This window comes from Streptomyces avermitilis MA-4680 = NBRC 14893 (assembly GCF_000009765.2).
GTDB lineage: Bacteria > Actinomycetota > Actinomycetes > Streptomycetales > Streptomycetaceae > Streptomyces > Streptomyces avermitilis.
Genome location: NC_003155.5, coordinates 8,856,702 through 8,882,815 on the forward strand (window position 1 = coordinate 8,856,702; position 26,114 = coordinate 8,882,815).

Here is a 26,114-nt window from a genome sequence, read left to right on the forward strand (position 1 = left end):
GGATCGGCGGGATCGGCTTTCGCGCCGGGCGGTCGGGTGGTCGGGCGGTCGGTTGGGTCGGGATCGGGCTTCCCGACGGGCGGCGTGGGTGGGGCGGAGTCCGTCGTAGGGTGGCCGGTATGCGAGACACCCCGGTTGACCTCTCCGAACTGCGAGCCGACTGTGCGCAGTGCTTCGGCCTGTGCTGCGTCGCGCTGCCCTTCGCCGCCTCGGCGGACTTCGCGATCGACAAGGACGCCGGGAAGCCCTGCCGCAACCTCCAGGGCGACTTCCGCTGCGGCATCCACCTGGAACTGCGGCCCCGGGGCTTCTCGGGCTGCACGGTCTACGACTGCTTCGGCGCCGGGCAGAAGGTCTCGCAGATCACCTTCGGCGGCCAGGACTGGCGGTCGGGCACCCGGGAGCACGCCCGGCAGATGGTCGACGTGTTCCCCGTCGTACGGCAGCTCCAGGAACTGCTCTGGTACCTGGCCGAGGCGCTGACCCTGCCCGCGGCCCGCCCCGTCCACGCCGACGTTCGCCGCGCGCTGGAGGCGACCGAGCGGCTCACCCGCCAGACCCCGGAAGAACTGGAGCAGTTGGACGTCGGCGCGCATCGGCAGGAGGTCAATGTGCTGCTCCTGCGCACCAGTGAACTGGTCCGGGCGGGCGGTGGCCGCCGCAAGAAGGACCGTCGAGGCGCCGACCTCGTCGGCGCCCGTCTCAAGGGAGCCGATCTCCGGGCGGCCAGTCTGCGCGGCGCCTGCCTCATCGCCGCCGACCTCACCGGCGCGGACCTGCGCGGCGCGGATCTGATCGGTGCCGACCTGCGCGACACCGATCTCACGGACGCCGACCTCACCGGCGCGTTCTTCCTGACCCAGCCGCAGCTCAACGCGGCCAAGGGCAGTGCCGGCACCAAGATCCCGGCGTCACTCACCCGCCCCGGTCACTGGACAGCGGGGACCTGAGGACACCTCCGGGTTCGCGACCGGGACGTCCTCGACGGCGGGCACCCGCCGGTCCAGCCGCAGCCGCAGCCCCTCGGGCATCAGCGTCAGCCGCTCCGCCACCCGCAGCCGGTACCCGGGCTCGGCCCGCAGCTCGTACCGGCGCAGCAGCAGTCCCAGCACCAGCGTCGCCTCGTGCAGCGCGAACTGGCGCCCGATGCAGGCCCGTGCCCCCGTCCCGAACGGTTTGAAGGTGTGCGCGGCCCGGGAACGCACCGCCTGCGCGTCGAACCGGTCGGGGTCGAACCGCTCCGCGTCCGCGCCCCACACCCCCGGATCCCGGTGCAGCATCGCCGTCAGGACCAGCGCCCACGCGCCTTCCCGCATCGGATGGACGCCGCCGAGGACCGTGTCCCGGCGGGCCTCCCGGGCGAAGGCGGGCGCGGTCGGCCACAGGCGCAGCGACTCGTCCAGAACCCGCCGCACGTAGCGCAGCTTGGCGACTTGGTCGTAGCCGGGCCGGGCCGTGCCGCCCCACACGCGGTCCACCTCGGCGCGGGCGCGCGCGGCGACGTCCGGGTGCCGGGAGAGGTAGTGCAGGGCGAAGGAGAGCGCGCCCGAGGTGGTCTCGTGGCCGGCGACCAGGAACGTGATGACCTGCCGCCGTATGTTCTCCGGGGCGAGCCGCTCCCCGGTCCCGGGACGCGCGGTGTCCAGCATCCGGTCGAGCAGGTCGCCTTCGCCGCTCGTGGTCCGGCGGGCGCGCACCAGGGCGTCGACCGTGCGGTTGAGGTACGCCAGATCGGCGGCGTTGCGGCGGGTGGCGGTGCGCAGCAGCAGCGGAGCCAGCGGCTCCGGAACGACGTTCCGCCGCTGGGCGTACGTCAGGGTGCCCACCATCGCGGTGACGAAGGGATGCGGCCGGGCGCGTTCGAACGAGCCGAAGTCGTGCCCGAACCCGGTGCGCGCGATCGTCTCCAGCGTCAGCTTGGTCATGTCGCCCGGCACGTCCACGGCACGGCCTGCCGTCTGCTCCCGGTCCCAGTGGTCGATCAGCCGCTCGGTCACGGCCAGCATCATCGGGTGGTACCCCGCCATGGCCTCACGGCTGAAGCCCGGCGCCAGGACGTCGTGGCCGAGCTGCCAGTTCGGCTCGTGGTTGTACGCCGTGAACAGGCCGTCGCCGGCGACCGGCCGCAGATTGGCGACGCCCAGGCCCACGTGCTTGGCGAACCGCGACTCGTCCGCCAGTTCGGCCGCGAGGTCCGCACCCCCCACGAAGACGATCTCCTTGCCGAAGGCCTTGCGCCGGAAGACCGGGCCGAGCCGGCGGCCGATGCGCAGCGAATCCTGCACGGGAGTACGGACGTTGACGCCCAGCACATCGCCGACGACTGGAAGCCGGTGGGGCGGATGCGGGATGCGGTGCAGCTCCGGCCAGCCCAGCTCCGCGCTGCGGAACCCCTTGGGAATCACGGTCCGCGTCGACTGCGCCATGACGCCATCTCCCTTGTGTCCACGGTGAATCGAGACTGTTGTACGTGGGTTCAATAGCGGGGTTCAGTGTCGTCCCGCTGTTGAACCGACGTCAAGTAAGGTGCGGGCATGGCCGCTAACCAGGGCGAGCGCACCCGTCGCAGGCTCAGCACCGAGGAGCGCAGGGAACAGCTGCTGTCCGTCGGGGCGCGGCTCTTCTCGGAGAGTCCGTACGACGAGGTGTGGATCGAACAGGTCGCCGAGATCGCCGGTGTCTCGCGCGGACTGCTCTATCACTACTTCCCGACCAAACGGGACTTCTTCGCGGCGGTCGTCGAGCGTGAGAGCGGGCGGATGCTGCGGATGACCGCGGCCGTCCCCGGGATCCCCGTGCGCGAACAGCTGGGTGCGGGCCTGGACGTGTTCCTGGAGTACGTCGAGGCGCACGCCCACGGCTTTCGCGCGTTCCACCGTGCCGACGCCGCCGGGGACCAGGCCGTACGGACGGTCTATCGGCAGGCGCTGGCCGCGCAGGAGCGGCAGATCCTGGCGGCGCTCGCCGCGGATCCGGAGATCGGCCGGTCGCCCGAGGAGGAGCCCGAGCTGCGGATCGCCGTACGCGGGTGGCTGGCCTTCACCACGGCCGTCTGTCTGGAGTGGCTCCGCGGGGCCGAGCTGACCCGGGAGCAGGTGCGCGATCTGTGTGCACGGGCGCTGCTCGGTGTCATCGCGCTCTGACCGGAAGCGGCTGCGGTGGTGAAGCCTGGTTGGCGTACGCCCCGATCTTCGATAGGTTAGGCAAGCCTTACCTAAGGAGGTTGGAATGGGTGACCGTCACACGTGGACGGCCGCGCCTGCCGCGGCGGAACGCGCCCGCTCCGTGCTCGCTGCCGCATGGTCCTGCGCGGTGACCGCGGAGGGCGGCCGGGAAGAGTTCGTCGGCACGCACACCGTGGCCGCGGACGGCGTGGTGCTGCTGCCCGTGCCCGAGGACAGTGCGCTGCGGGTCGCCGCGATCTGCGCGCCACGCGGAGAGCCGTCCGCCGTGCTGGAGTTCGCCGATGTGGCCCCCGTCCCCGTACGGAACCGGATCCGTGCCCGGCTCTGGATGGCCGGCTGGTTCGCCCTGGAGGAGGGGCACTTGGCGTTCCGGCCGACGCGCGTGGTCCTGCGCGGCCGGCCCGCCGGGGCGGTCGTCGTCGACCTCGACGAGTTCGCCGCGGCCGAGCCCGACCCGCTGGCCGCGGCCGAGGCCGGGCTGCTGACCCACCTCGCCGACGCCCACCCGGACGCCGTCGAACGGCTCACCCGCCTCGTCGAACACGACAGCCTGCACGGCGCCGTACGCGTACAGCCGCTCGCCGTCGACCGGCACGGGCTCACCCTGCGCGTCGAGCGGGCGCGTGGCGACGTCGACGTACGACTGCCGTTCCACCGGCCTGCCGACGACGTGGGACAGCTCACCGAACGTATGCACGTCCTGCTCGCCCAGGCCGCCCAGGCCGCGCGCCCCCGTGCGCTACAGCGGCAGCGCGCAGACGGCGACGGGTGACGCGAACGGCTCGCCCGCGAGGCGGAGTTCGCCGCTCTCGCGGTCGACGTGGAAGACGCTGACCGTGCTCGACCGCTGGTTCGCCGCGAACAGCAGCCCGCCGTCCGGCGAGAACGCGATGTGACGCGGGAAGTCGCCGCCCACCGGAACGGTGTCCAGCAGCCTCAGTCGCGCGCCGTCCGCCTCGACCGCGTACCGCGTCAGGCTGTTGTGGCCCCGGTTGGCGAGATACGCGTACGACCCGTCCGAGGTCACCAGGATCTGCGCCGGGTAGCTGGTGCCTGCGCCCGTGCCGGTGGACTGCGGGTCGCCCGGGGTCAGACGGCCGGTGGCCGGGTCGTAGGCGCAGACGGCGACCGTGTTGTCGACCTCGTTGGCCAGGTAGGCGAAGCGGCCCCGGGGGTGGAAGGTGAGGTGGCGCGGGCCCGCCCCCGGCCGGGTGTGCGCCTGGGAGGCCTCGGTGAGCGTGCCCTTCGACAGGTCGAGGCGGTAGCTGTAGACGGTGTCGGTGCCCAGGTCGACGGCGAGCACGTGGCCGCCGTCGGGGCTGGTGAGGAACTGGTGGGCGTGCGGCCCCTCTTGGCCCGGCCCTGGCGGCGGACCGGAGTGCGTGACCAGGTCCATGCGCTCGCCGAGCGCTCCCGAGGAGCCGATGGGGTGCACGGCCACGCTGCCGGAGGAGTAGTTGGCGCTCAGCAGCCAGCGTCCGCCCGGGTGCACGGACAGATGGCAGGGGGCCGCTCCGCCGGTGCCGCGCGCGCCGAGAACCTTCTTGTCCGCCAGTCGTACGGCACTCACGCCGCCGTCCTGCCGCTCGTTGACGGCGTAGAGCGTACGGCCGTCGGGGTGGACCGCCAGATACGACGGGTCGCCGACCTGGGTGACGGTGCCGGTTCCGGTGATCTTGCCCGTCTTCGGGTCGTAGGTCGCCAGACCGATGCCCGCGCCGCCGCCGTCGACGGAGGTGTAGGTGCCGAGGTACAGCGGGCGGGGACCGGAAGGCTGTGACTCAGTGGTCTCGGGCGTGGGCGCCGGGGCGGGGCTTCCGGGTGGGGTCGTCCTGGGGCTGTCACCGGGGGCGACCGGCGCCGGGATCGTCGTCACCGCGGTGGCGGCCGTGACGGCTCCGAGGAAGCGGCGCCTGCTCCAGCCGCCGCTCCGCGGGCCCCGCGTCGGTTCCGCACCACTGCTCATGCCTGCACCTCGGGTGTCGATCGTCTCGGCTGCGACAGCCACCTTGACGTGAAGCGACCACCGAGTGCAAGAAGGGCAACGGGAGTTGCGCAGGGTGCAACGCCCATCCGGGTGGTGTGCGGCGGCTACCAGTCGCCGTCCCCGACCGGCTTGCCCGGTGCGTCGCCCAGCGGCTTCACCTGGTGCGGTGAGGGCTCCTGCCAGGGCTCGTGGTCGTCGCCGAGCCAGTCGCCCACCGGCCGCACCTTGCCGAGCGTGTCCGTGGGGGCGAGGTCCGCGGCGTCCTGGTCGTAGTAGTCGAACCAGGGGAGTCCCGCGCGGGTGTAGGCCGCGCGGTCCACGGGGGAGGGCGGGGGCGCCTCGCCGGTGATGCGGCGCCACTCGGGAGGCGTCACGAGATGCACGAACACCCGACCGGCCGGCTTCTCGGCCCAGGCCCCGAGCGGCCGGTCGTCCCGGTAGACCTCCTGGCGCATCGAGCCGCCGACACCGAGACCCATCGCCGCGGCGCCGCGCGACCGGCGCGAGGGCGCACCGGCCGGTGCGGGCGCGGCGCCCGGTGCGGCGGGTGCCGCCATGGGCATCGCGGTGCCGTACCCCCCGGGCGCCGGGGGCATCTCCCGGCGTGCCTGAGCCTTTCGGCGCTCCGCGTCGCGCCACGCGGCCAGTTCCCCGTCGTTCAGCGGGAAGGACTGGAGCTGTACGCCGCCCCACACCTCCTCGCCGGTGACCTGGCCCTCGACGGTGGCGCCGAGGCCGAGGGGCACCGCCACGAACTGACGGACCGTGCCCTTCCCGGAGTTGATGCCGTCCAGCCACGGCTGGCGCGGCAGCACCACGTAGTTCTGCGGGTCGCGGGTCAGCCGGGAACTCCACGGCTTGCCCGACACGGCACACACCTTGCCCACGCCGACCTGGAGCGCGGCCGGCTCCGAGGTGCCCGCGAAACTCAGCCACATGGCTTCCCGCAGATACACCGGCAGCATCACACCGCCGCGCGACCGCCATGCGGCGGGCACCGTGTCGGGGTAGTCCTCGACGCGGCGCACCGGAAACTCGCCGAGCCCCGGAGGCAGCTCGTGCGTGCCCGTCTCGGGCAGCCGCAGGGTCCGGATGAACCGGACCTGTACTCCGCCCGGCAGTCGCAGTGTGTTTCCGTCGATCCGCACGGTGCCCTCGGTCATGAACGCCCGCTCCCCTCGTCGTCGCCGTCGTGCTCGCTCGGTGATTCCTCAGGTAGAACGACCCGAAGAGGCCCGGTGGTTCCGGCGCGGCAGGCGCACGACCCCCATACGCTGCCGCAGGCGGGTGAGGCGTGATCTGCGCTCGCGCTGCTCGCGGGTGCTGCGGTCCAGTTCCTCGAACAGCCGCCGGGAGCGGTGTTCGATGTCGAGCTCGTCCAGGATGCGGTTGACCTCCGTGAGAATGGCGCCGCGCAACTGCCACTGGCTCGCATCCCGTTGGATCTCCTCGAGCAGCAGCTGGGCCAGCTTGTCCCGGGTCGCCGCCGCGGTCGTCAGCTCCGCGGCGAGCCGGGACTCCGCGTTCTCGGCGCTGCGACTGACATCGGTGGTGACCAGCACCGCGAAGCTGACGATGGCGTTCCCGATCTCGGAGAGGAGCTGTTCCAGCACCGCGCCGGTCTCCGGCTCCAGCCAACGCTGCAGATCGCGCGCCTTGGCGAAATCGGCGAGGGTGCGGGCGAGGACCCGCAGCACGACCGTGCAGATCTCCAGCGTGTCCAGGCCGGTGCGCAGCACGATCCGGTACAGCAGCCCTTCGCGGACCCGCGGATTGAGCTTCAGGCTGTCCTCGGCCTGTCGCAGCGCCGCGTCGACCTGCACGATGTCGTGGTCGAGGCGGCGCGCCTCGTACAGCCGGGCCGTCGCCTCCTCGATGGGCGCGCGGCCCGCCGCCTCCTCCCCGATGCGCAGCATCAACTGACGGATCCGGCGCGCCAGGTCCTCGATGGACTCCGCGGCTTCGCTCACCCAGACCGGGGGAGCGAAGAGCACATTCGTGCCGAGCCCCACGACCGCGCCGATCAGCGTCTCCACCACCCGCGCCCAGGCGGTGTCCCCGACCCGGGTCACGCCCAGGACGAGCATCGCGCTGATCGCCACCTCGGGCACGAACTCGCTCACCCGGACGAGATGTCCGACGGCCAGCGAGGCGAGGATGATCAGGCCCAGACTCCACCAGGTCAGTCCCACCAGCACGCTGAAGCCGATGGCGATGACGACACCCGTCACCACGGAGTTCACCCTGCGCCAACTGGTGGTGAGGGTGGCGTAGAGCGTGACCTGAACGACGAGGAGGGCCGTCAGCGGCGCGGTGAGCGGTGCGGGTTCCGGGCTCAGGTGAAGGGCGATGACGTACGCGACAGTCGCGGCCGCCGTCGAACGCACCGACTGGACGACCACGGGCTGGCGCCACTTCCCGACCTGCGCGGTGGCCGCCGCCCACGCATCACGTACATCTCGCATCCTTGGCCTTTTCCCGTTTCACAGCTGCACCGAACGTATCTATTGAGGACCGAAACTGTCCGTAAGTGAGCCTAGGTTGTTCCCGCCTGCCGGAAATCAGGGAGGGGATCGCCCCTGGGCAACGTCAAGGGGCATCGAACTGCTCGTACAGGCACACGCGTACCTGCGCGGGACGGTCGCGGCCGGGCCGGAGCAGGCCTGGGGAGCGCCGACGCCGTGCGGAGAGTGGACCGTACGCCAGGTACTCAGCCACGCGCGACTCGATCAGCAGGCGTACGGCGCCGCCGTCACGGGGGACGGGCGGCCGGAGTCGGACTCCTTCGCGCCCGCGGACGCGCTGTCCGGCGACGCGCGGGCCGAGCTGGACGCGGTGCTGCGCCGGGTGGCGGACGTGTACACCGCACTGCCCGCCGACGCCGAGCAGGTGCCGACCCCGCTGGGCCCGCTGCTCCAGCCGCCATGGACGCCGGCGTGCACGCCTGGGACATCGCCGTGGCGACGGGCCTGGACATGCCGTTGGACGAGGAGATGGCCGACGGCATCTGGGCCGCCGCGGAGCGTCTCGCGGATCATCTTCGCGACGCGTACGGGGTGTTCGCTCCCGTGCGCGAGGTGCCCGAAGGTCCCAGCCGGGCCGAGGCGTTGCTCGCCTTTTTGGGCCGGGATCCGCACTGGGCGGCTCCCGCGTCCTGACCCGGCGCTTCCGGGTGAGCCGCGTCGGCCGGTCAGCGCGGCTCACCGGGGCACGGTGCCACGTGGTGGGCATGGCCGTACGGCCGCGTGGCCGCATGGTCGCCGTCGTGCATGCTCGCGGTCGCTGAGGCAGGCCTCAGTCTTTGCCGCCGGGTTTTCCCCACCCCCGGCGGCAGGCCTGCCGGATGGTCCGGGCCCGGGCCGGGACGAGAGCCTTGGATCATGAAACGGCATCGGACTGGATTGGCCCTGGCCCTGCTCCTCACTCTGGGGACCGTGGCGGCCGGCGTGGCGCCGGCCGCCTCCGCGACGACGAGCGGACCGGTCGTCCACGCCCTCGAAAGCGGCGCCCACCCCCTGCGGACCGTCGAACCGCAGGGCGACACGAGCGATCTACGGCCTCTCGACGGCATGATCGGCGGCGCCCGGGTCGTCGGCCTCGGCGAGGCCACTCACAGCTCCCACGACTTCTTCGCCCTGAAGCACCGCGTCTTCCGCCATCTGGTCGAGGAGAAGGGGTTCCGCACCTTCGCCCTGGAGGGCAGCTGGAGCACCGGACAGCGGCTCGACGACTACGTGCTGCACGGCAAGGGCGACCCGCGGCGCATCATGCGCGAGGAGTTCCAACGCGACTACCTGTGGTGGAACAACACCGACTATCTGGCGCTCGTCGAGTGGATGCGCGCGTACAACCTGCGGCATCCGCACGACCCGGTCCGCTTCATGGGCGACGACATCGGCTGGGTCGGACCCGAGCTGTACGACGCCGTCACGGACTATGTGGCCCGCACCCGGCCGGAGCTGACCGCCCGCTTCGACGAGCTCTACCGCGGACTGCGGCCCACGGTGGCGACGGGCACGTACATGGAGCAGTACCTGAACAAGCCGTACGCCGAGCGCAGGGAGATGGCGGACCGCACCGGCCAGGCCCTGGAGCTGCTGAAACGGCAGTCACCGGGCGCGGACCGGGCGGCGTACGAACGGGCCGTGCAGAACGCGACGGCACTCGACCAGGTCGCCCGGCAGTACGCCTTCGACTTCACGGACCCGCGGCAGATCGCCGCGAGCATGCGCTACCGCGACTCCGCGATGGCGGCCAACGTGCTCTGGTGGCAGCGGCACACCGGCACCAAGGTGCTGCTGGCGGCGCACGACGCCCATGTCGGGTACCGGACGTACGATCCGGCCAACTACCCGAAGATGCAGGGCGCCTTTCTGCACGACCGCCTCGGCTCCGGGTACGTGAGCGTGGGCCTCACCTTCGACCGGGGCTCGTTCAACGCCACCGGACAGGACGGCGCCATCCACCGCTGGACGCTGGGACCGGCCGGCCCCGGCACCAATGAGCGGACCCTCGACCGGGTCCGGTACCGCGACTACGTACTCGATCTGCGCCGGGTCGCCGCACCGGCGCGGGAGTGGCTGGACAGGGCCCGGCCCACCCGCAGCATCGGCACCGACTACCCGGACGGCCCGCACGACATCGCGCTCGCGTCCACCCACGACATACTCATCCACCTGCACCGGGTGGAGGCGGCGCGGCTGCGGGACCAATAGGGACCGACAAGCCGCCCGCGCGTCGGCTCTACAGCTTGTCCAGGAAGGCGGACAGATTGCCCACCATCCGGGCGATCTGCTCCTCCACGGTGAGGCTCTCCTCGAAGCGCGTCCCGGACTCCGGGACCTTCCTGCCGCGCACGTACAGGGAACAGGCGAGGTCGGCGCACATGTAGACGCCGACCGAGTTTCCCTCGCGCCCGGCCGCGCCCGTCTTGCGAGCCGTCATCAGGGACACCCCGTTGCCCGGGTGGGTCGTCACACACAGCGAGCACATGCTGCGGTGCAGGAAGCCGCGTCGCGAGGACGGGAAACGCAGTGTCACGCCGACCAGGCCGTCCGCGCGCTCGGTGACCAGATAGCTGCGATCGGGCGCCCCCGGATCCCGCCAGCCGAGGAAGTCCAGGTCGTCCCAGGGGCGTTCGTCCAGATCGCGGGGTATCGCCAGGCGCTTGGCCTCGCCCTTCGAGCAGTTGACGAAGGAGTCGCGGATGTCCTGCTCGGTGAGTGCTCTCATGGGGAGGTTCTCCTGGGGGTGCGGGCTTCGGCAAAACCTAGGGGTTCTAGGTTTTGCCGAAGTTACCCAGTCGAAGGATGGAGATCCAATGGTTTTGAGTGCCGGGGCGCGCCTCAGTCCGTGACCGCCTCCGGTGGCCACACCCCGGAGCTGAGCACGCCCAGCGCGTAGGCGCGGGCGACCAGTTCCGTACGGTTCGCCGCGCTCCACCGCTCGGACAGCCGCCGCAGGTGACAGGTGACGCCGTCCGTCGTCAGTCCCGTCTCCCGGGCGGCTCGGGCCGCCCTGAACGAGCCGGCCGCCTGGCGTCCGCCGGTCTGCCGGGCCTGCCGCCCCGTCGCCCCCCCCACCGGCGCCCCGGTCGGGGGCGGGTGCACTTGGCGAACGCCTCTTATGGCTTAATTTAGGACGTGACAGGCCGGAAGGGGGCCATATGGCGGCGCGGAACGGGCGGACGGTGCGTGATCTGCGGCGGGGCAATCGCACCGCCGTGCTGCAACGGTTGTATTTCGAGGGCCCGATGAGCCGCTTCGAACTGGGGCCGGCCACCGGGCTGAGTTCCGGTTCCATCAGTAACGTGGTCGCCGAGCTGGTCGCCGACGGACTGGTCGAGGAGGCCGGCAGCGTCGACTCCGACGGTGGCCGCCCGCGCATCCTGCTGCGCGTCGCGCCCGGCAGCGGCCACATGATCGGCGTCGATGTCGGCGAGACCCGGGTACGTGTCGAGCTGTTCGACCTCACTCTCACCGAACTCGCCCGCACCGAAAGGCCGTTGGAGCGTGGGTGCTACGACGTCGAGGTCGTCGTCGGGCACATCCGCGACGGCGTCGACGAGGTGCTGACGGCCGCGGACATCGCGCCCGAACGGCTCCTCGGGGTCGGTGTCGGCGTCCCCGGCATCGTGGAACGCACGCCGGGGCAGGGCGCGGTCGTCCACGGCCAGACGATCGGCTGGAACGCCGTCCCCCTCGAATCCCTGCTCCGCTCCACCGGCCGCCTGCCGGACACCGTCCCGTACTTCACGGACAACGGGGCCAAGACCCTCGGCCAGGCCGAGATGTGGTTCGGCGCCGGACGCGGTGCCCGCAGCGCCGTCGTGGTGCTCTTCGGCTCCGGTGTCGGCGCCTGTCTCGTCACGGAGGAGGTGGACAGCGGCCGGGCGCTGGAGTGGGGCCACCTGACCGTACGGGTCAGGGGCCGCCGCTGCCGGTGCGGCGCCCTGGGCTGCCTGGAGGCGTACGCGGGTGCGGAAGCGCTGCTCGACCGCTGGCGGGAGGAGGGCGGACGCCCGCCGGAGCACACCGACGAGGAGACCGCGCTGACCGCGATGCTGGCCGCGGCCTACCCGCCCGGGGGCGCCGACCCCGACCCGGCCGCCCTCGCCGTCCTGGAGGAGACCGCGGAATACCTGGGCGCGGGTCTGTCCGACCTGATCAACCTCTTCCAGCCCGAGCGCATTCTCATCGGCGGCTGGGCGGGTCTCCAGCTCGGCTCCCGGTTCCTGCCCGCGGTGCGCCGGCACGCGACGTCGTACGCACTGCGTCACCCGGCCGAGCGCGTCTCCATCGACCTCGGCAGGCTCGGCCCCGACGCGGTCACGGCCGGCGCGGCCATCCTGCCGCTCGCCGACTTCTTCGCCCGGGGCGGGCGGCGCGCGGAGCCGGCGAGCGAGGGGCCGTCGCCCGCGTGGCGTACGGCGCTGGAGGAGCGGCCGCCGCGCTGAGACCGGCGGGGCTCGGCGGACCGTTCACCTCGCTGTGTCGCTCTGTGCCTCGCTGCGCCGGGATCACGCGGTTGGCCTGCGGTTTCCGGGACGACGGGTGTTTCGGCTGCCGTGCCCGAGGTACTCGCGCGGCGCCCAGGGGGCCCCGCGAGCTCTGCGCGGGGTCCGCCGCCCTCCCGCAGAATGGAGCATGCCGTGACCGAGCACCGCCAAGAGGCTCCCGGCGAGAACGGTGACCCGATCCCGCGGGACCTGCCGGACCAGCAGGCCCGCGAGAGCGAGGATCCGTGGGACGCCGCCCCCGCAGGAAGCGGCAAGGACGACCTCGACGACGAGCCCGACCTCGACGTCCCCGACACGGACGAGGCGGGCACGGGCCGGCAGGGCGCTCCGCACGCGGCCGCCGTGAACCCGGAGCACCCCGTGCCGGACGAGCCCGCCGACTGACCCGAACAGGGAGATCTCATGGGCCTGACCGACCGGTTACGTGACTGGCCCGTCCGCAGCGGGAGCGAGTGGACGAGAGGGCGTTGGGCGGAGCCGGCCGGGCACCCGCCGTCGGTCGCGATGCGGGCACCCGTCGTCGGCCGCGAGGCGAGAGACGGGCGCTGGGAGAACGGGTGCGGTCGGGGGTGGCCGGGCAGTGGGGCGCCCTTGCCGGGGGAGTCGTGACGCCGGTGAGAACGGCGTGGCCGTTGGCCGGCCCGGCTTCGCGGCGTCGTCCCGGCCGCCCCGGCCCGCCTCAGGCGCGGGACGCGAACGCGTTCACTCCGGTGAGTTCCGCCGAGAGGTCCCACAGGCGGGCCGCCTGCTCCGGGTCGGTCGCCCAGTCCTTCACGCCGCCCCGCTCGCCGTCCGCGGACGCCGGCTCGGCGATGTCGCAGTCCTCGCAGTACACCCCGCCCATGCCCGCCAGCTGCGGAGAGGTCGCCGCCCACACCTGGGTGGCCGCGCCTTGCTCGGGCGTCTTGAAGGCGTCGGGGTGCACGAGGTCGCCGTTCTCGTCGATCCACCCCCGCTCGACCATCTCCTCCTTCGCGAGATGACGCTGCAACGGGGTGAGGATGCCACCGGGGTGCAGGGAGAAGGCCCGTACGCCGGACTCCCGGCCGAGCCTGTCGAGGTGCACGGCGAACAGCACGTTCGCGGTCTTGGCCTGCCCGTACGCCTCCCACTTGTCGTAGTCGTGCGTCCAGTGCACGTCGTCCCAGCGGATCCCCGAGAGGTGGTGGCCCCCGGACGACACGGAGACGACACGCGCCCCGCCCGGCTCGACAGCCGGCCACAGACGGTTGACGAGCGCGAAATGGCCCAGGTGATTGGTGGCGAACTGGGCCTCCCAGCCGGGCCCGACCCGGGTCTCCGGGCAGGCCATGATCCCGGCGTTGTTGATCACGATGTCGATCGTGCGGCCCGAGGCGAGGAACCGTTCGGCGAAGCCCCGCACACTCTCGAGGTCCCCGAGATCGAGCTCGTCCACCTCCACCCCGTCGATGCCCGCCACCGCCTCCCGGGCGACGTCGGGGCGTCGTGCGGGGACGACGACCCGGGCGCCCGCCCCGGTGAGCGCGCGTGTGGTTTCCAGGCCGAGCCCGGAGTACCCGCCCGTCACGATCGCGAGCTGTCCGGAGAGGTCGATGCCGTGAAGTACGTCGACCGCGGTGCTCGTGGCACCGAAACCCGAGCCGATCTTGTGCTGTGCAGTGTTCATGGGACGCACGCTACGAATTGGAGAGCACTCGAAGTCAAGTGGACCTCGCCGGGCAAAGAAGAGCCCCGACCGGATGGGGGAATCACGGTCGGGGCGGTCTGTGGTGGGTGCGCGGGGCGGTCGCCTCTCGGTGGACGGCTCCACAGGGCTTCAGCCGAACGATCGTCCCTGTGAGCACTAGGTGAGGCCCGGGGACACTGTCCCCTCCACACCCACAGTTTGTTCAAAGAAAAACTACCGGAGGGTGTTCCCCCACGTCGACGCAGGTGGGGTGACGTGCGTCACGCCGCTCGGGACGGTCCATGCCACGGCGCCTCACGCCTTCGGCGCCAGCGCGCTGTCCGGCAGTAGCGCGAGCAGATGCTCCGGATCCCGGTAGATCGCGTCCGCCCCCGCCTCCACCAGATCCGCCCGCGGGATGCCCCCGCACAGGACGCCCACGCAGGTCACCCCGGCCCGGCTGCCCGCGCGCATGTCCCAGACCGTGTCGCCGACGAACACCGCGTGCTCGGGCGGGATGCCGACCAGGCCCAGCGCGTGCTCGACGGGCTCGGGCGCGGGCTTGCCGGCGGACACGTCGTCGGCGCTCGCCGTGGCCTTGATGGCGTCGTCCGCGTCGATCGCCCGGCGCAGCGCGGACAGTTCGGAGCCGCCCGCCGAGGTGGCGAGCACGACCGTCCAGCCGTCGTCGTCCAGCCGCTTCAGCAGCCGCCCGGCGTCCTTCAGCGGGTGCAGCCGGTCGAAGTACGTTCCGTACAGGGTCTTGTGGGCGGCGCTCAGCGCGTCGACCTCGTCCTGGTCCCGGTCCTCCCCCAGGAGATGGGCGATGAGGTCCTGGGAGCCCAGGCCCACCGACCGGTGGATGTCGTGCATCGGCACCTGGTGACCCGCCTGCCGGAAGGCCTCCCACCACGTCGTGACATGCAGATGGTTCGTGTCGACGAGAGTGCCGTCGACGTCGAACACGGCGGCGCGTTCCATGAGCTGTCCTCTCCTCCTCCTACGCCGTACGAGTACCACGTCAGACGGGGTCCACGCCCGCCGGTGTCTCCCGGTCGCGGGCCCAGGCGAGCAGTTCCTCCATGGTCCAGGTGGTGATCACCCGCTCGGCGGGCACCCCGCACTCCTCGGCCCGGGCGCAGCCGTGGATCTGCCAGTCGAGCTGGCCGGGCGCGTGTGCGTCGGTGTCCACGGAGAACAGGACACCCGCCGCGACCGCACGGCGCAGCAGGCGCCGCGGCGGGTCGAGCCGCTCGGGCCGGCTGTTGATCTCCACAGCGGTGCCGGACTCCGCACAGGCGGCGAACACCTCGTCCGCGTCGAACTCCGACTCGGGCCGTCCGCGCCCGGTCAGCAGCCGTCCCGTGCAGTGCCCGAGGACGTCCGACAGCGGGTCGCGTACGGCGGCGACCATACGGCGGGTCATCGACCGTGCGTCCATGCGCAGCTTGGAGTGCACGGACACCACGACCACGTCGAGCCGGGCCAGCAGCTCGGGCTCCTGGTCGAGCGACCCGTCGTCGAGGATGTCGCACTCGATGCCGGTGAGCAGCCGGAACGGAGCCCAGCGTTCGTTGAGCGTGGCGACCACCGCCAGCTGCTCGCGCAGTCGCTCCGGAGACAGGCCCCGGGCCACCGTCAGCCGCGGCGAGTGGTCGGTGAGCACCGCCCACTCGTGCCCGAGCCGCGCCGCGGTCCGCCCCATGTCCTCGATCGGGCTTCCGCCGTCCGACCAGTCGGAGTGCAGATGGCAGTCGCCGCGCAGCAGCGCCCGCAGCTCCTCGCCGCCCTGCGCGAGCGGCGCACCGGCCTCCCGCTCCAGCTTCTCCAGATAGCCGGGCACCTGCCCGGCCAGCGCCTCCCGCACCACCTGCGCCGTCTTCGGGCCGATGCCCTTCAAGGACTCCAGCGACCCGGTGCGGACCAGCTCGGCCACCTCGTCCGCGGGCCGTGCGGCCAGTACGGCGGCGGCGGTGCGGAACGCGCGGACACGGTAGGTGGGAGCCTGACCCCGCTCCAGCAGGAACGCGATCCGGTCCAAGGCCTCCAGGGGGTCCATGACCACCTCCTCCGGCCTTCCAGACTTGCCCAGACGCGGCATGTCCGCACAACGGGAGCGGCGGGCCCGTCCGTACGATCGCGGAACGCCGACGCCGACCGCCGCACCCTGCTCACCCGGCTGGACGAACCCGGCGACGGCGGTCGCCCGCCCGCACGCCGGGCCGGGGCGGCGGCGGTCCTCGAACCGCTTCGGCGGCTCACCCACGCGAACCGCTCTACGCTCGAGACATGACCGAAATCGCATGCCCCTACGTCACCCACCCGCGGATCATGGTGCTCGGGGTACAGCCGGGCAAGCCGCCGTTCCGGATCGTGGAGATCGACGGTGAAGTGGTCGCCGAGGCGAGAGCGATCACCGACGTCCTGACGGTCGCGGCGGAGGCCGGCATCACGGTCCACGACCTCGACGACCCGGACGTGGTCCGCTGGGTCGGCGGCGACAAACACCACTGGACGCTGCGCTAGGGCCTGTCGGCTCCGGCCGGCTCCCGCGCGTCGTCGCGTCGCCCTCGTGGTGGTGGAACACGCGGTGAGCCCGGCCGGCACCGACGCCGGCCGGGCTCACCGCTCGCCTGCCCGGCGGTCTGCTCTCTATGGCTCGCTGTGGCCGGGGCGAGGCTTGTTCAGCCGACCTTCCACTTCTGGTTCGCCGCGCCCGAGCAGGACCAGATCTGCAGCCGGGTGCCGTTGGCCGAGTTGTTGCCGGTCACGTCGAGGCACTTGTTGGCCTGCGGGTTGACGATGTCGCCGGCCGCGGTGACCACCCATTTCTGGTTGGCGCTGCCACCGCAGTCCCACAGCTGGACGGTGGAGCCGTCCGCCGTGCCGTTCTCCGTGACGTCGAGGCACTTGCCCAGCGCGCGGAGCGTGCCGTCGGAGGCCACCGTCCACTTCTGGGCGGTGGTGCCGTTGCAGTCGTAGAGCTGGACGGGGGCGCCGTTGGCCGAGCTCGAACCGGCCACGTCCACGCACTTGCCGGCCAGTCCGGTGATGGGCGCGCCGCTTGAGCTGTCGCCGGTCGTCACCTTCACGTCGTCCACCACGAGCTGCTGCGGGAAGGCCGTGGAGCTGTTCGGATCGCCGGGCCAGTAGCCGCCGACCGCGAGGTTGAGGATCAGGAAGAACGGCTTGTTGAACGCCCAGGTCTTGCCGCCCAGGTCGGCGGGCGTGCGCCGCTGGTAGACGGTGCCGTCCACCGACCAGGTGATGGAGTCGGGCGCCCAGTCCACGGCGAATGTGTGGAAGGCGTCCGCGAAGGCCTGGCCCCCGGGCAGCGAGTACGCGGCACCGATGCCGCCCGTGCCGGAGTAACCGGGACCGTGGATGGTGCCGTGGATGGTGGAGGGCTCGAAGCCGACGTTCTCCATGACATCGATCTCGCCCGAGTTCGGCCAGCCGACCTGTCCGATGTCAGTGCCGAGCATCCAGAACGCGGGCCACATGCCCTGCCCGCGCGGTATCTTCATCCGCGCCTCGACCCGACCGTACGCGGCCGAGAACTTCCCCGAGGTGTTCAGGCGGGCCGAGGTGTACTCACAACGGCCGTACCAGCACTGGTAGTTGCCGGGATTGTCCTTGCGGGCCGTGATGACCAGATGGCCCTGGCCGTCCAGGGCCGCGTTGTTGTTGCCGGAGGTGTAGTACTGCCTTTCGTGATTGTTGACGTTGTCGCCGGTCTCGACCTGCCATTTCGAGGAGTCGACGGCCGAACCGGCGGCCCCGTCGAACGTGTCCGAGAAGGTGGCCGCGGCAGCGGCCACCTTCTCGGACGAGGCCGCCTTGGGGGCGGCGTCGGCTGCATCGGCGGGACCGATCGCGGCGGAGGCGATGAGCGCCGCGGAGAGTGCGGCGAACAGACATCGGCGGAGCAGGCGTGGGGAGTCCACGACTCTCCCTTCTGTACGGCTGCCCGGGGGACGGGTGTGCCGACTGGGGTGGGGGGTGCATGCTTCGCCTCTTGATTTAAGGAATGAGGTAAGGGGTTGTCAAGTCGGTGGTCCGGACCAGTAGTTGCTCAGCTCTTGCCCTTGCCGCCGCTCGTGTCCTGCCGCCGCCTCCGGCGCGGATGCACGGCCCGCCCGAGTCGCCGCCCCAGCAGCAGATAACCCAGCAGCGCGCCCGTCGTGTTGAGGATGACGTCGTCGATGTCGAAGGCGCGCCCGGTGATGAGCGCCCCCTGGACCAGCTCGACCAGCAGCATGACCAGCGCGGTCAGTACCCCGACCCGCACCAGGCCCCGGGTGCGCGGAGCCACCATCGGCAGCAGTACCCCGAACGGCACCCCGAGCAGCAGATTGCCGCCGATCTGCTTGACGGCGTCGCGCAACTCGGGCCGGCTCAGATAGGCGTGCAGGGAGCGGCCCGGATGCAGGTTGTTGTGGGTCAGCGCCTCCGAAGCGGGCGACGGCTCCAGGGTCAGCCGGGCCAGCACCGCGGCGAACGCCACCATGGTCGCGAAGGCGAGCACCATCGCCAGCAGTCGCACGGGAAGCGGCAGTGGCCGGTGCTCCGGCGGTGGTGCCGTCGAGGTGCGACGGCGGCCGAGGCCGAATTTCGAGGTGCCGGTGCGTAGCTCGGTACGGGCCATCCAACCCTCCAGGTTCAACTTCCCTCTGTCGCATGGCGGCTACCCGCTGTCCGGCCGCTGATGTCCGGTGCCCGGTGCCCGACGGCCGGGACGAGCCGTTGTCGGTGCCGGTCCCCGTCCCCTCTTCGGTTTCCGCTACCACCGGTGGGGCACTTGGGGCACCAGCCCGTCGCGCGCCGCCGTCGCGCGGAGCCGGGGCGATGCTTGGATGGCGGAACCGGCAATTCCATGCAAAGCGGAGAAAGGGGACGGCAGATGAACCCGCGTACGGCGCTGTGGGCCTGGCTTGAAGTACTCGCCTGGTGGGCCGTCCTCGCCCTCCTCTGGCTGGTGTTCATCAGCGCGGTCGACACACTGGAGCTGATCGTGGGGGCCTCGGCCTCGTGCGCCGGAGCGGTCGCGGCGCGCGGAGCGCGGCGGGCGATGAGCGCGCGGTGAACGGCTGGACCGTCGCGGCCACGGTCACGATCGCCGGCGGAGTCGGGGCCACCGTGTGGGGCGTCGCCACCGGGCCGTTGAGCCGCCGGGTCGTCGCCCAGAACCTGTCCTGCGCACTCGCCTGCCCCGGACTGCTGCTGCTCGCCCAGGGATACGAGAGGCCCGCGTACGTCGATCTCGCCCTGGTCCTCGCCCTCCTCGGCCCGGTCGGCACCCTCGTCTTCGCCCGGCTGCTCGCCGACGACCTCGCGCAGGACCCGCCGCGTGCCCGGGCCGTCACGGTCGCCGTCGCGTGCTTCGGCGGCGTGGTCGTACTGGTCCTGTGCGCGGCCGCCGGACCCGGCCGGGCCATGATGAAACTCCTGGTGACCGGGGCGCTGCTGATCGGCGGAAACCTCCTCGCCTCCCGCGCCCTGTCCGGAGGATTCTCCGGGGGCCGCCGTGGATGACCCCCTGATCTTCGTCGCCCTGCTGCTGGTCGCCGCCTCCGCGACCGCGGCCGTCGCCGTCCGCGACCCCGTGCGCCAGGCCCTCGTCCTGTCCGTCCTCGGTATCACCCTCGCCGTCCTGTTCACCGTGATGCAGGCGCCCGACGTGGCGCTCTCCCAGCTCGCCGTGGGCGCCGCGCTCACCCCGCTCCTGTTGCTCCTGTCCGTGCGCAAGGTCGGACGCCGGGCCCGGCAGGGGAACCGGAAGGGGAAGGGGAAGGCACGGTGACGCGGCGCGTACGGCTGATCGTCCTGGCCGTCGGCGGGGCGGGCCTCGCGGCCCTGCTCGTCGCCGCCTGTCTGCGGCTGCCCGGCTTCGGCGGGACACGGCACCCCTACGGAGACCGGGTCGTCCGCGCCTCCCTGGCCCGGCACACCGCCAACACCATCGCGTCCGTCAACTTCGACCAGCGTGCCTTCGACACCCTCGGCGAGATGGGCATCCTCTTCGCCTCCGTCCTCGGCACCGTCGTCCTGCTGCGCCAGACCCGCGACGAGCGAAGCGCGCGACCGGAACCCGAGGACGTCGCACTCCCCGTACGCCGGTACGCCCTCGTCGTCCTGCCCGTCGCCCTGCTCACCGGCCTCTACGTCATCGCCCACGGCCAGCTCAGTCCCGGCGGCGGCTTCCAAGGCGGCGTCATCGCGGCCACCGCCCTGCACCTGCTCTACCTCGGCGCCGACTACCGCGCCCTGGAGCGCATCCGGCCCGTCGGCCTGTACGAGATCGGCGACGCGCTCGGCGCCTGCGCCTACCTCGTCCTCGGCCTCACGGGAGTCGTCGCGGGCACGTCCTTCCTCGCCAACACACTGCTCCCGTACGGCACCTTCAACACCCTGTCGTCCGGCGGCACCGTCCCCCTGCTGAACGCGGCCATCGGCGTGGAGGTCGCCTGCGCGGTCGTCGTCCTGCTCGCCCGCTTCCTCGACCAGGCCGTCGAGATCGAGGAGGGAAGCGGGAAGTGAAGAAGGAGAGTCAGGAGAGAAAGGGCAGACGGGGCACGCGGGAAAGGCAGGAAAGGCAGGGCAGGCGGGACCGACAGGACAGACAGGGCAGACAGGAGAGGAAGGGGAGCGGCACGTGATGTCCGTACTGCCGTATCTCGTCGCCGTGTGGATCTTCCTGACCGGCTGCTACGGGCTCGCGACCAGCCGCAATCTGATCCACGCCGTGGGCTGCCTCGCCGTCTGCCAGTCCGCCACCTACGTCCTGCTGCTGACCGTCGGCTACCGCGACGGCGCCACCGCCCCCGTCTACTCCGACATCAAGCCCGGCTCGCGGCCCGTCGTGGACCCCGTCGTGCAGGCCCTCGCCCTCACCGACGTTGTCGTCGGCGCCACCGTCACCGCCCTGCTGCTCGCCCTCGTCCTCCAGGTCTCCAAACGCCACGGCACGGTCGACCCGGACGAACTGCGGGAGCTGCGCGGCTGATGAACCACCTGCTGCCGCTGCTCGTCGCCCTGCCGCTGCTCGGGGCCGCCCTCCTCGTCATGGCCGGCCGCCGGCTGCCGCGCGTGGCCGCCGAGTCGGTCGGCTGCGCGGTCTCGGCCGGTACGGCGGCCCTGGCCGTCGTCCTGCTGCTGAACTCCTCGCCGCCGCTGGTGGAATGGGTCGGGGGATGGCTGCCCAGGGACGGCGAGAGCGTCGGGATCGTCCTGGTGGGCAACGGCGCGGGCCTCGGCATGGCGGCGCTCGCCTCCCTGCTGACCGTGTCGGCACTCGCGTATTCCTGGCGCTACTTCGAGGAACCGCCCCACCACGCGGGTTCCTTCCCGGCGCTGATGCTGCTCTTCCAGGGCGGCATGTGCGGCTTCGCGATCGCGGGGGACCTGTTCGACGCGTTCGTGTTCTTCGAGCTGATGAGCGTCGTCGCCTACGCGCTGACCGGGCACCGGGTCGAGGAGGCGAAGGCGGTGCAGGGCGCGCTGACCTTCGGCGTCGTCAACTCGCTGGGCGCGTACGCCATGCTGATGGGCATCGCGTTGCTGTACGCGCGCACCGGCGAACTCGGACTGACACAGATCGGCCGCAAGCTCGACGCGCACGGCGGGCCCGACGCCCTCACCCTCGCCGCCTTCGTTCTCGTCCTCACCGCGCTGCTGGTCAAGGCGGCCGCCGTGCCCTTCCACTTCTGGCTGCCCGACGCGCACGCGGTCGCGCCGACACCGGTGTGCATGCTGCTGTCCGGCGTGATGGTCGAACTCGGCGCGTACGGAGTCTGGCGCGTCTACGGGACCGTCTTCGCCGGCCCCGGCGGCATCCCCGCGGCCGACCTGGAACGCGCCCTGCTGGTGCTCGGCGTACTGACCAGCGTGGTCGGCGCGGTCCTGTGCTGGTACCAGCGGCATGTGAAACGGCTGCTCGCGTACTCGACGGTCGCCCACATGGGGCTGTTCCTGATCGGCATCGGCACGCTGACGCCGGAGGCGGACGACGGCGTCGCGCTGTACGTCCTCGGACACGCCGGGGTGAAGGCGGCCCTGTTCGCCTGCACCGGAATCCTGCTCGACCGGTACGGCAGCGTCGACGAACACGCCCTGCACGGGCGTGCCCGGGAGCTGCGCGGGGTGGCCGTGCTGTTCCTGATCGGCGCCCTGGGCCTCGCCGGACTGCCGCCCTTCGGCACCGCACTGGGCAAGGCGATCACGGAGGAGGCGGTGGGCGGACCGCTCACCGTCCTGTTCGTCGCCGTCTCGGCGGTCACCGCGGGCGCGGTGCTGCGGGTCGTGGCGCGCGTGTTCTACGGGCTCGGGCCGAAGCCGCGGAAGGAGTCCTCGTACGAGACCACCGGCACCGGCGAGGAACCCGAGACCCGGCACCGGCTGCGCCGGATCCCGGACACCATGACCACCGTCCCCGCGGTGCTGCTGGCCGCGGCGCTCGCCGTGGGCGCGGTGCCCGGCTTCGCCGGTGTGGTGGCACGCGCCGTGAACGAGGCCGGATCCGGTGGGGCGGTCACCTCACCCCACTGGACCCTGGCCGGCGTCGTCCTGGGACTGACCTCGACGGCCGTGGCAGTCGGCCTGGCCGCCCTCGCCGTGACCCGCCCGAAGCTGCTCGGTGAGCAGCGCTGGACCGAACCGCTGCGGCACCTTCAGTCCGGGTACATCGGGGACTACGTGGCGTGGCTGCTGGCGGGGGCGACGCTGCTGGGTGCGCTGGCCCTGCCCGGCGTGCTCGGCGGCTGAGCCGGCTGACGCGGCCGCTCAGGCACCGTAGGTCACGTGCACCTCCTTGAAGCCGAGCGAACGCAGCAGCCCGTCCAGCATGCTGGTGGTGTTCTCCTCGGCGCGTTCGGCGAGTTCGCTGTCCTTGGCGGCCTCCCCGATGTGCTTGACCGCGAGCTTCTGCACGGCGCGTTCGCTGTTGGGGTTGTCGGAGAAGAGGTCGCCGAGCCGGTCCAGCAGACCGCGCTGCTTGGAGACGGCATAGGAGCGGTCGGCGTCGAGCGCGGGCTTGCCCAGCACCGCGTGCGGCAGCCTGATCGTCGCGGACGTGCGGTCGCCGTTGACCTTCACGTCGTCCTTGCCGAGCCCGCCGAGGTTCACATACGCGTCCACGGTGCCCGCGCCCACATACAGCGTGCGGGTGCCGCGGATCGCGTCCGGCAGGAGCTTGGCGTCCTTCTCCAGGTCCACGACCACCTGGAAGTTGCCCGAGGCCGCGTCGTAACGGCTCATGTCCTGGATGGACTTGAGGAGTGTGGGCCCGGACCGGTCGTGGGTGTCTTCCCCGAACAGGTCGCGCAGCCCCGGAAGCACGCTGAGCCGCAGCCCGGCGAACAGCACCACGAGTACCAGGACGAGGGCGGTGACCGCCTTCAACCAGCCGGGCATCCGTTTGCGCTCACTGGACGTCGAGCCGGGCGTCTGCTTGATGGACGTCGTCATGTCGACAGTCCTCCCTTCTCTACCCGAGTGCCCGCCACATCCCCCGACAGAACGCACGGTTGGCCAATTGATGACGCGGGCTACTCGATCAGCGCAGTGCGCGGTCGCCCGAAGGCCTGGACCACCACACCCCCTCCCCGTGCGTCAGCCCCGGCAGCCGCAGCTCGACGTCGCGCACGCGCCGGGCCGGGAGTTCACCGGTGATCAGCCAGGCCGTGCGCCCGCCCGTCGTCTCCCGGAACTCCGCGTCGTACGCGGCCAGTTGCGCTGTCACCGGGGCCGGCGCGTCGAGGGAAGCCCTCCACGGCGGAGAGCGGCAGTACCGCCCCGTCCAGCACCTCCAGGGCGCGCTCGGCCTCGGCGATGAAGTCGGGGTGCTTCGGGGTGTCGATGGGGTTGATCTGTACGGCTCCGGCGGTGAAGGCGGCGACGGCCGAACGGATGGTGATGCCGCGCCGCCGCTCGATCTCCCCGTCGTCCGTACGGGTGTCGCCGGCGTCGATGCTGCCGAGGCGGTCGATCGCGCCGGGGTTCCGAGGAATCGGCGCATTCCGGTCCCCTGAGGTCGGGCGTGTGGCGAGGTCGTGACGCGGCACCCGCCACGGCCGACCGCAAATGAATTTCCCGGGGGTCCGGTCAGTAGCATGTGGCGCGCAGCCCGGATTCGATCATGCGAGGAGCGGACCGTGCGTGACATCGCCGTGTTCAGCGGTAGTGCCCATCCCGAGCTGGTGGCGGAGGTCTGTGCGCATCTCGGTGTGCCCCTCAGTCCGTCCCGGGTGAGCCGGTTCGCCAACGACTGTCTCGAGGTGCAGCTTCAGGCCAACTGCCGCGAGCGGGACGTGTTCCTGGTGCAGCCGCTGGTCGCCCCCGTGCAGGAGCATCTCGTCGAGCTGCTGCTGATGTGCGACGCGGCGCGCGGGGCCTCAGCGGGGCGGATCACCGTCGTCATGCCGCACTACTCGTACGCCCGTTCGGACAAGAAGGACGCGCCGCGCATCTCGATCGGCGGACGGCTGGTCGCCGATCTGCTGGTGGCCGCCGGGGCGAGCCGTGTCCTGGCGATGACGCTGCACTCCCCGCAGGTCCACGGCTTCTTCTCGGTGCCCGTCGACCACCTTCACGCCCTGCGGGAACTGGCCGCCCACTTCCGCGGCCACGACCTCTCCCGGACGACGGTCGTCTCGCCCGACCTCGGCAACGCCAAGGAGGCGGCCGCCTTCGCGCGGATGATCGGGGCGCAGGTGGCCGCGGGGGCGAAACAGCGGTTCGCGGACGACCGGGTCAGTATCAGCGCCGTCATCGGCGACGTCGTGGACCGGGATGTCATCGTGCTGGACGACGAGATCGCCAAGGGCAGTACGGTGCTCGAACTCCTTGACCGGTTGCGGGAGTTGGGGCCGAGGTCGATCCGAGTGGCCTGTACGCACGGCCTGTTCGCGGCCGGCGCGCTCAAGCGGCTCAGCGAGCAGCCCGACGTGCTGGAGATCGTGTGCACGAACACCGTGCCGGTCGCCGCCTTGGAGCGCACCGGGAAGCTGCGGGTCCTCTCCATCGCGCCCGCCCTGGCCGAGGCCGTGCGGCGCATTCACAACGGCGAGTCGGTGAGCGCCCTGTTCGACGCGCCCCAGGGCGAATAGGTGGCGTGCGGTCCTCGAACTCGGCGCGTGCGGAGCTGAGTTCGAGGGCTTGGGCTCGCCCTCCGTGAGGGCGGCAGGGGGGGGCAGGGCGGCAGGGTGGCAGGGCTGTGGGGCGGCGGGACGGCGGGCGCTGGGCGCCCGGCAGGTCACCAGGATCCGGACGTGGCCTCGGCCTGCCGCAGGGCCTCGTCCAGCGACGCGGCGGGGGGTAGCAGCGTCCGCAGGCCGGTCAGGCGCAGGATGCGCAGCGTCAGCGCGTGCGTGCAGACGAGCCGCAGCTGTCCGCCCCGTCCGAGGACCCGGCTCCTGGCCCGGTACAGCAGGCGCAGCCCCGAGCAGTCGAAGAACTCGACGGGGCCGAGGTCGATCACCACGCGCGCTGCCGGGCGTCCCGTCACGGAGTCGAGCACGGGGATGATCTCCAGGGCCGCGGCGATGTCGATCTCGCCGCGGAACTCGAGGACCGTATGGCCGCGTACCCGGTGGACGTGCAGATGCCGGGTGCGCGGTGCGGGGTCCTGCGGCATGACGGCATCGCCTCCAACCGGCTCCACATGGCGGGGCTTCAGGTCACCGGTCCGGGGTGACGACGTCCTTGAGTGCTAGGACGCGACACCGGGGCCCGGGGATGCTCAACACCGCTCCCCGCACTGCAAGTTACCCTCGATGGAGTGAATTTGAGCATGTTCGATTGACATATGTCTTCGAATTGAGACTACGACCGTGCGCGCCGGGCGTCCATGGCAACGCGTGCCGGGCGCCTACGACAGTGCGTGCCAGGCCCGGGTCAACGCCCGGCGGAACTGATCGGCCTGGTGTGCGCTGAAGTCCCGGATCATCCGCTCCTCCAACTCCTGCCGGCCGCCGTCCTGACACCCGCGACGACTGTCATCGTCGTCGACGAGGTCGCCGAACGGCTCCCCTCGGCACGAGGACTGGGCGCCACGCACACCGTGAACGCGGGCGACGCCGACGCCGCCGAGGCGGTGCTCGCCCTCACCGACGGCAAGGGCGCCGGCGGGTCGTGGAGACGACCGACGGCACGGGCGCCCGCGGGGTCGTGGAGACCACCGGCGGCGTCGCCGTGCCGCGCAAGGGTGCCCGACGCGCTCGCCGCGCGCGGCACCCCGGTCGTCGTCGGCGCCCCGCCCTTCGGTACCGAAGGGCGGGG

27 protein-coding genes and 5 pseudogenes are annotated in these 26,114 nt (G+C 71.9%); 17 read left to right on the forward strand and 15 right to left on the reverse strand.

The window, feature by feature from the left end:
* The first annotated feature begins 119 nt into the window (after positions 1-119).
* Positions 120-950 carry a pentapeptide repeat-containing protein gene (locus SAVERM_RS38110; protein ID WP_010988820.1) on the forward strand — a complete coding sequence of 277 codons (831 nt, stop codon included), beginning with the start codon at positions 120-122 and terminating at the stop codon, positions 948-950.
* Here the strand turns inward: SAVERM_RS38110 and SAVERM_RS38115 are convergent.
* Positions 912-2,426, reverse strand: coding sequence for a cytochrome P450 (locus tag SAVERM_RS38115; RefSeq protein WP_010988821.1), 1,515 nt, complete (start codon positions 2,424-2,426; stop codon positions 912-914). The two genes, SAVERM_RS38110 and SAVERM_RS38115, sit on opposite strands and share 39 nt — an antisense overlap.
* A 108-nt stretch (positions 2,427-2,534) precedes the next feature.
* On the opposite strand from SAVERM_RS38115, the gene SAVERM_RS38120 reads away from it, so the two are divergent.
* Both SAVERM_RS38120 and SAVERM_RS38125 read left to right on the forward strand, forming a co-directional pair.
* Positions 2,535-3,143, forward strand: a complete 609-nt coding sequence (locus SAVERM_RS38120) for a TetR/AcrR family transcriptional regulator (protein ID WP_010988822.1) — start codon at positions 2,535-2,537, stop codon at positions 3,141-3,143.
* Positions 3,144-3,228: 85 nt separating this feature from the next.
* Positions 3,229-3,957, forward strand: a complete 729-nt coding sequence (locus tag SAVERM_RS38125; protein WP_010988823.1) for a DUF2470 domain-containing protein — start codon at positions 3,229-3,231, stop codon at positions 3,955-3,957.
* Here SAVERM_RS38125 and SAVERM_RS38130 read toward each other — a convergent pair.
* From SAVERM_RS38130 to SAVERM_RS38140, 3 genes are all read right to left on the reverse strand, one after another.
* A complete protein-coding gene (locus SAVERM_RS38130) occupies positions 3,925-5,151 on the reverse strand; it encodes a lactonase family protein (protein ID WP_010988824.1) in 1,227 nt (408 codons plus the stop codon). The two genes, SAVERM_RS38125 and SAVERM_RS38130, sit on opposite strands and share 33 nt — an antisense overlap.
* 125 nt (positions 5,152-5,276) lie before the next feature.
* Positions 5,277-6,335, reverse strand: a complete 1,059-nt coding sequence (locus tag SAVERM_RS38135) for a hypothetical protein (protein ID WP_010988825.1) — start codon at positions 6,333-6,335, stop codon at positions 5,277-5,279.
* Between the two features lie 48 nt (positions 6,336-6,383).
* Complete coding sequence (locus tag SAVERM_RS38140; protein WP_010988826.1) at positions 6,384-7,637, reverse strand: aromatic acid exporter family protein; 1,254 nt, start codon at positions 7,635-7,637, stop codon at positions 6,384-6,386.
* 76 nt (positions 7,638-7,713) lie between these two features.
* Here SAVERM_RS38140 and SAVERM_RS45130 point away from each other — a divergent pair.
* The 3 genes and pseudogenes from SAVERM_RS45130 to SAVERM_RS38150 form a co-directional block, all read left to right on the forward strand.
* Positions 7,714-8,040 (forward strand): annotated as a pseudogene (locus SAVERM_RS45130) (maleylpyruvate isomerase N-terminal domain-containing protein); the annotation flags it as partial.
* Between the two features lie 68 nt (positions 8,041-8,108).
* A complete protein-coding gene (locus tag SAVERM_RS45135) occupies positions 8,109-8,330 on the forward strand; it encodes a DinB family protein (RefSeq protein ID WP_242432125.1) in 222 nt (73 codons plus the stop codon).
* A gap of 222 nt (positions 8,331-8,552) precedes the next feature.
* Positions 8,553-9,887, forward strand: a complete 1,335-nt coding sequence (locus SAVERM_RS38150) for an erythromycin esterase family protein (RefSeq protein ID WP_037650910.1) — start codon at positions 8,553-8,555, stop codon at positions 9,885-9,887.
* A 28-nt stretch (positions 9,888-9,915) separates the two neighbouring features.
* On the opposite strand, the gene SAVERM_RS38155 is transcribed toward SAVERM_RS38150, so the two are convergent.
* Together SAVERM_RS38155 and SAVERM_RS38160 are read right to left on the reverse strand one after the other, a co-directional pair.
* Positions 9,916-10,404, reverse strand: a complete 489-nt coding sequence (locus tag SAVERM_RS38155; protein ID WP_010988829.1) for an FBP domain-containing protein — start codon at positions 10,402-10,404, stop codon at positions 9,916-9,918.
* Positions 10,405-10,517: 113 nt separating this feature from the next.
* A pseudogene (locus SAVERM_RS38160) lies at positions 10,518-10,703 on the reverse strand (diguanylate cyclase); the annotation flags it as partial.
* A 134-nt stretch (positions 10,704-10,837) separates the two neighbouring features.
* Between SAVERM_RS38160 and SAVERM_RS38165 the strand changes: the two are divergent.
* Complete coding sequence (locus SAVERM_RS38165; protein WP_010988831.1) at positions 10,838-12,127, forward strand: ROK family transcriptional regulator; 1,290 nt, start codon at positions 10,838-10,840, stop codon at positions 12,125-12,127.
* Between the two features lie 195 nt (positions 12,128-12,322).
* Positions 12,323-12,574: a hypothetical protein gene (locus tag SAVERM_RS38170; protein ID WP_037650906.1), complete on the forward strand. Its 252-nt coding sequence runs from the start codon at positions 12,323-12,325 to the stop codon at positions 12,572-12,574.
* A 295-nt stretch (positions 12,575-12,869) separates the two neighbouring features.
* Here the strand turns inward: SAVERM_RS38170 and SAVERM_RS38175 are convergent, their stop codons facing one another.
* The 3 genes from SAVERM_RS38175 to SAVERM_RS38185 all read right to left on the reverse strand — a co-directional run bounded on the left by SAVERM_RS38175 (position 12,870) and on the right by SAVERM_RS38185 (position 15,897).
* The gene (locus tag SAVERM_RS38175) at positions 12,870-13,838 is read right to left on the reverse strand and encodes an SDR family NAD(P)-dependent oxidoreductase (protein WP_010988833.1); all 969 of its coding nucleotides are present in this window, start codon (positions 13,836-13,838) and stop codon (positions 12,870-12,872) included.
* A 315-nt stretch (positions 13,839-14,153) separates the two neighbouring features.
* A complete protein-coding gene (locus SAVERM_RS38180) occupies positions 14,154-14,819 on the reverse strand; it encodes an HAD family hydrolase (protein ID WP_010988834.1) in 666 nt (221 codons plus the stop codon).
* A gap of 40 nt (positions 14,820-14,859) precedes the next feature.
* Complete coding sequence (locus SAVERM_RS38185; protein WP_037650904.1) at positions 14,860-15,897, reverse strand: PHP domain-containing protein; 1,038 nt, start codon at positions 15,895-15,897, stop codon at positions 14,860-14,862.
* A gap of 230 nt (positions 15,898-16,127) precedes the next feature.
* Here SAVERM_RS38185 and SAVERM_RS38190 point away from each other — a divergent pair, with 230 nt between their 5' ends.
* A complete protein-coding gene (locus SAVERM_RS38190) occupies positions 16,128-16,364 on the forward strand; it encodes a hypothetical protein (RefSeq protein ID WP_010988836.1) in 237 nt (78 codons plus the stop codon).
* Positions 16,365-16,522: 158 nt separating this feature from the next.
* On the opposite strand, the gene SAVERM_RS38195 is transcribed toward SAVERM_RS38190, so the two are convergent.
* Positions 16,523-17,785: a ricin-type beta-trefoil lectin domain protein gene (locus SAVERM_RS38195; RefSeq protein WP_010988837.1), complete on the reverse strand. Its 1,263-nt coding sequence runs from the start codon at positions 17,783-17,785 to the stop codon at positions 16,523-16,525.
* 128 nt (positions 17,786-17,913) lie between these two features.
* The gene (locus tag SAVERM_RS38200) at positions 17,914-18,486 is read right to left on the reverse strand and encodes a VanZ family protein (protein ID WP_062804700.1); all 573 of its coding nucleotides are present in this window, start codon (positions 18,484-18,486) and stop codon (positions 17,914-17,916) included.
* Between the two features lie 255 nt (positions 18,487-18,741).
* Between SAVERM_RS38200 and SAVERM_RS38205 the strand changes: the two genes are divergently transcribed.
* The 6 genes from SAVERM_RS38205 to SAVERM_RS38230 all read left to right on the forward strand — a co-directional run bounded on the left by SAVERM_RS38205 (position 18,742) and on the right by SAVERM_RS38230 (position 22,601).
* Positions 18,742-18,924 (forward strand): hypothetical protein, encoded by a 183-nt coding sequence (locus tag SAVERM_RS38205; RefSeq protein ID WP_037650901.1) that lies wholly within the window; start codon positions 18,742-18,744, stop codon positions 18,922-18,924.
* Positions 18,921-19,373 (forward strand): monovalent cation/H+ antiporter complex subunit F, encoded by a 453-nt coding sequence (locus tag SAVERM_RS38210; protein ID WP_037650899.1) that lies wholly within the window; start codon positions 18,921-18,923, stop codon positions 19,371-19,373. The genes SAVERM_RS38205 and SAVERM_RS38210 overlap by 4 nt, the downstream gene beginning before the upstream one ends.
* A complete protein-coding gene (locus SAVERM_RS38215; RefSeq protein ID WP_010988840.1) occupies positions 19,366-19,641 on the forward strand; it encodes a Na(+)/H(+) antiporter subunit B in 276 nt (91 codons plus the stop codon). Before SAVERM_RS38210 ends, SAVERM_RS38215 begins: the two co-directional genes overlap by 8 nt.
* On the forward strand, positions 19,638-20,378 hold the full coding sequence (locus tag SAVERM_RS38220) for an MnhB domain-containing protein (protein WP_010988841.1): 741 nt from the start codon (positions 19,638-19,640) through the stop codon (positions 20,376-20,378). Before SAVERM_RS38215 ends, SAVERM_RS38220 begins: the two co-directional genes overlap by 4 nt.
* A gap of 118 nt (positions 20,379-20,496) precedes the next feature.
* The gene (locus SAVERM_RS38225) at positions 20,497-20,844 is read left to right on the forward strand and encodes a sodium:proton antiporter (protein WP_037650897.1); all 348 of its coding nucleotides are present in this window, start codon (positions 20,497-20,499) and stop codon (positions 20,842-20,844) included.
* Positions 20,844-22,601, forward strand: coding sequence for a complex I subunit 5 family protein (locus tag SAVERM_RS38230; protein ID WP_010988843.1), 1,758 nt, complete (start codon positions 20,844-20,846; stop codon positions 22,599-22,601). The genes SAVERM_RS38225 and SAVERM_RS38230 overlap by 1 nt, the downstream gene beginning before the upstream one ends.
* Positions 22,602-22,619: 18 nt before the next feature.
* Here SAVERM_RS38230 and SAVERM_RS38235 read toward each other — a convergent pair whose 3' ends face one another.
* Both SAVERM_RS38235 and SAVERM_RS38240 read right to left on the reverse strand, forming a co-directional pair.
* Positions 22,620-23,303, reverse strand: coding sequence for a DUF4230 domain-containing protein (locus SAVERM_RS38235; protein WP_010988844.1), 684 nt, complete (start codon positions 23,301-23,303; stop codon positions 22,620-22,622).
* Positions 23,304-23,599: 296 nt separating this feature from the next.
* A pseudogene (locus SAVERM_RS38240) lies at positions 23,600-23,830 on the reverse strand (GTP-binding protein); the annotation flags it as partial.
* A 159-nt stretch (positions 23,831-23,989) separates the two neighbouring features.
* Between SAVERM_RS38240 and SAVERM_RS38245 the strand changes: the two are divergent.
* Positions 23,990-24,943, forward strand: coding sequence for a ribose-phosphate diphosphokinase (locus SAVERM_RS38245; RefSeq protein ID WP_010988846.1), 954 nt, complete (start codon positions 23,990-23,992; stop codon positions 24,941-24,943).
* A 146-nt stretch (positions 24,944-25,089) separates the two neighbouring features.
* Here SAVERM_RS38245 and SAVERM_RS38250 read toward each other — a convergent pair whose 3' ends face one another.
* Positions 25,090-25,470 carry an anti-sigma factor antagonist gene (locus SAVERM_RS38250; RefSeq protein WP_078234601.1) on the reverse strand — a complete coding sequence of 127 codons (381 nt, stop codon included), beginning with the start codon at positions 25,468-25,470 and terminating at the stop codon, positions 25,090-25,092.
* Positions 25,471-25,704: 234 nt separating this feature from the next.
* Positions 25,705-25,800 (reverse strand): annotated as a pseudogene (locus SAVERM_RS45140) (MarR family transcriptional regulator); the annotation flags it as partial.
* On the opposite strand from SAVERM_RS45140, the pseudogene SAVERM_RS45145 reads away from it, so the two are divergent.
* Positions 25,789-26,106 (forward strand): annotated as a pseudogene (locus SAVERM_RS45145) (zinc-binding dehydrogenase); the annotation flags it as partial. The pseudogenes SAVERM_RS45140 and SAVERM_RS45145 sit on opposite strands and share 12 nt — an antisense overlap.
* Positions 26,107-26,114 lie beyond the last annotated feature (8 nt).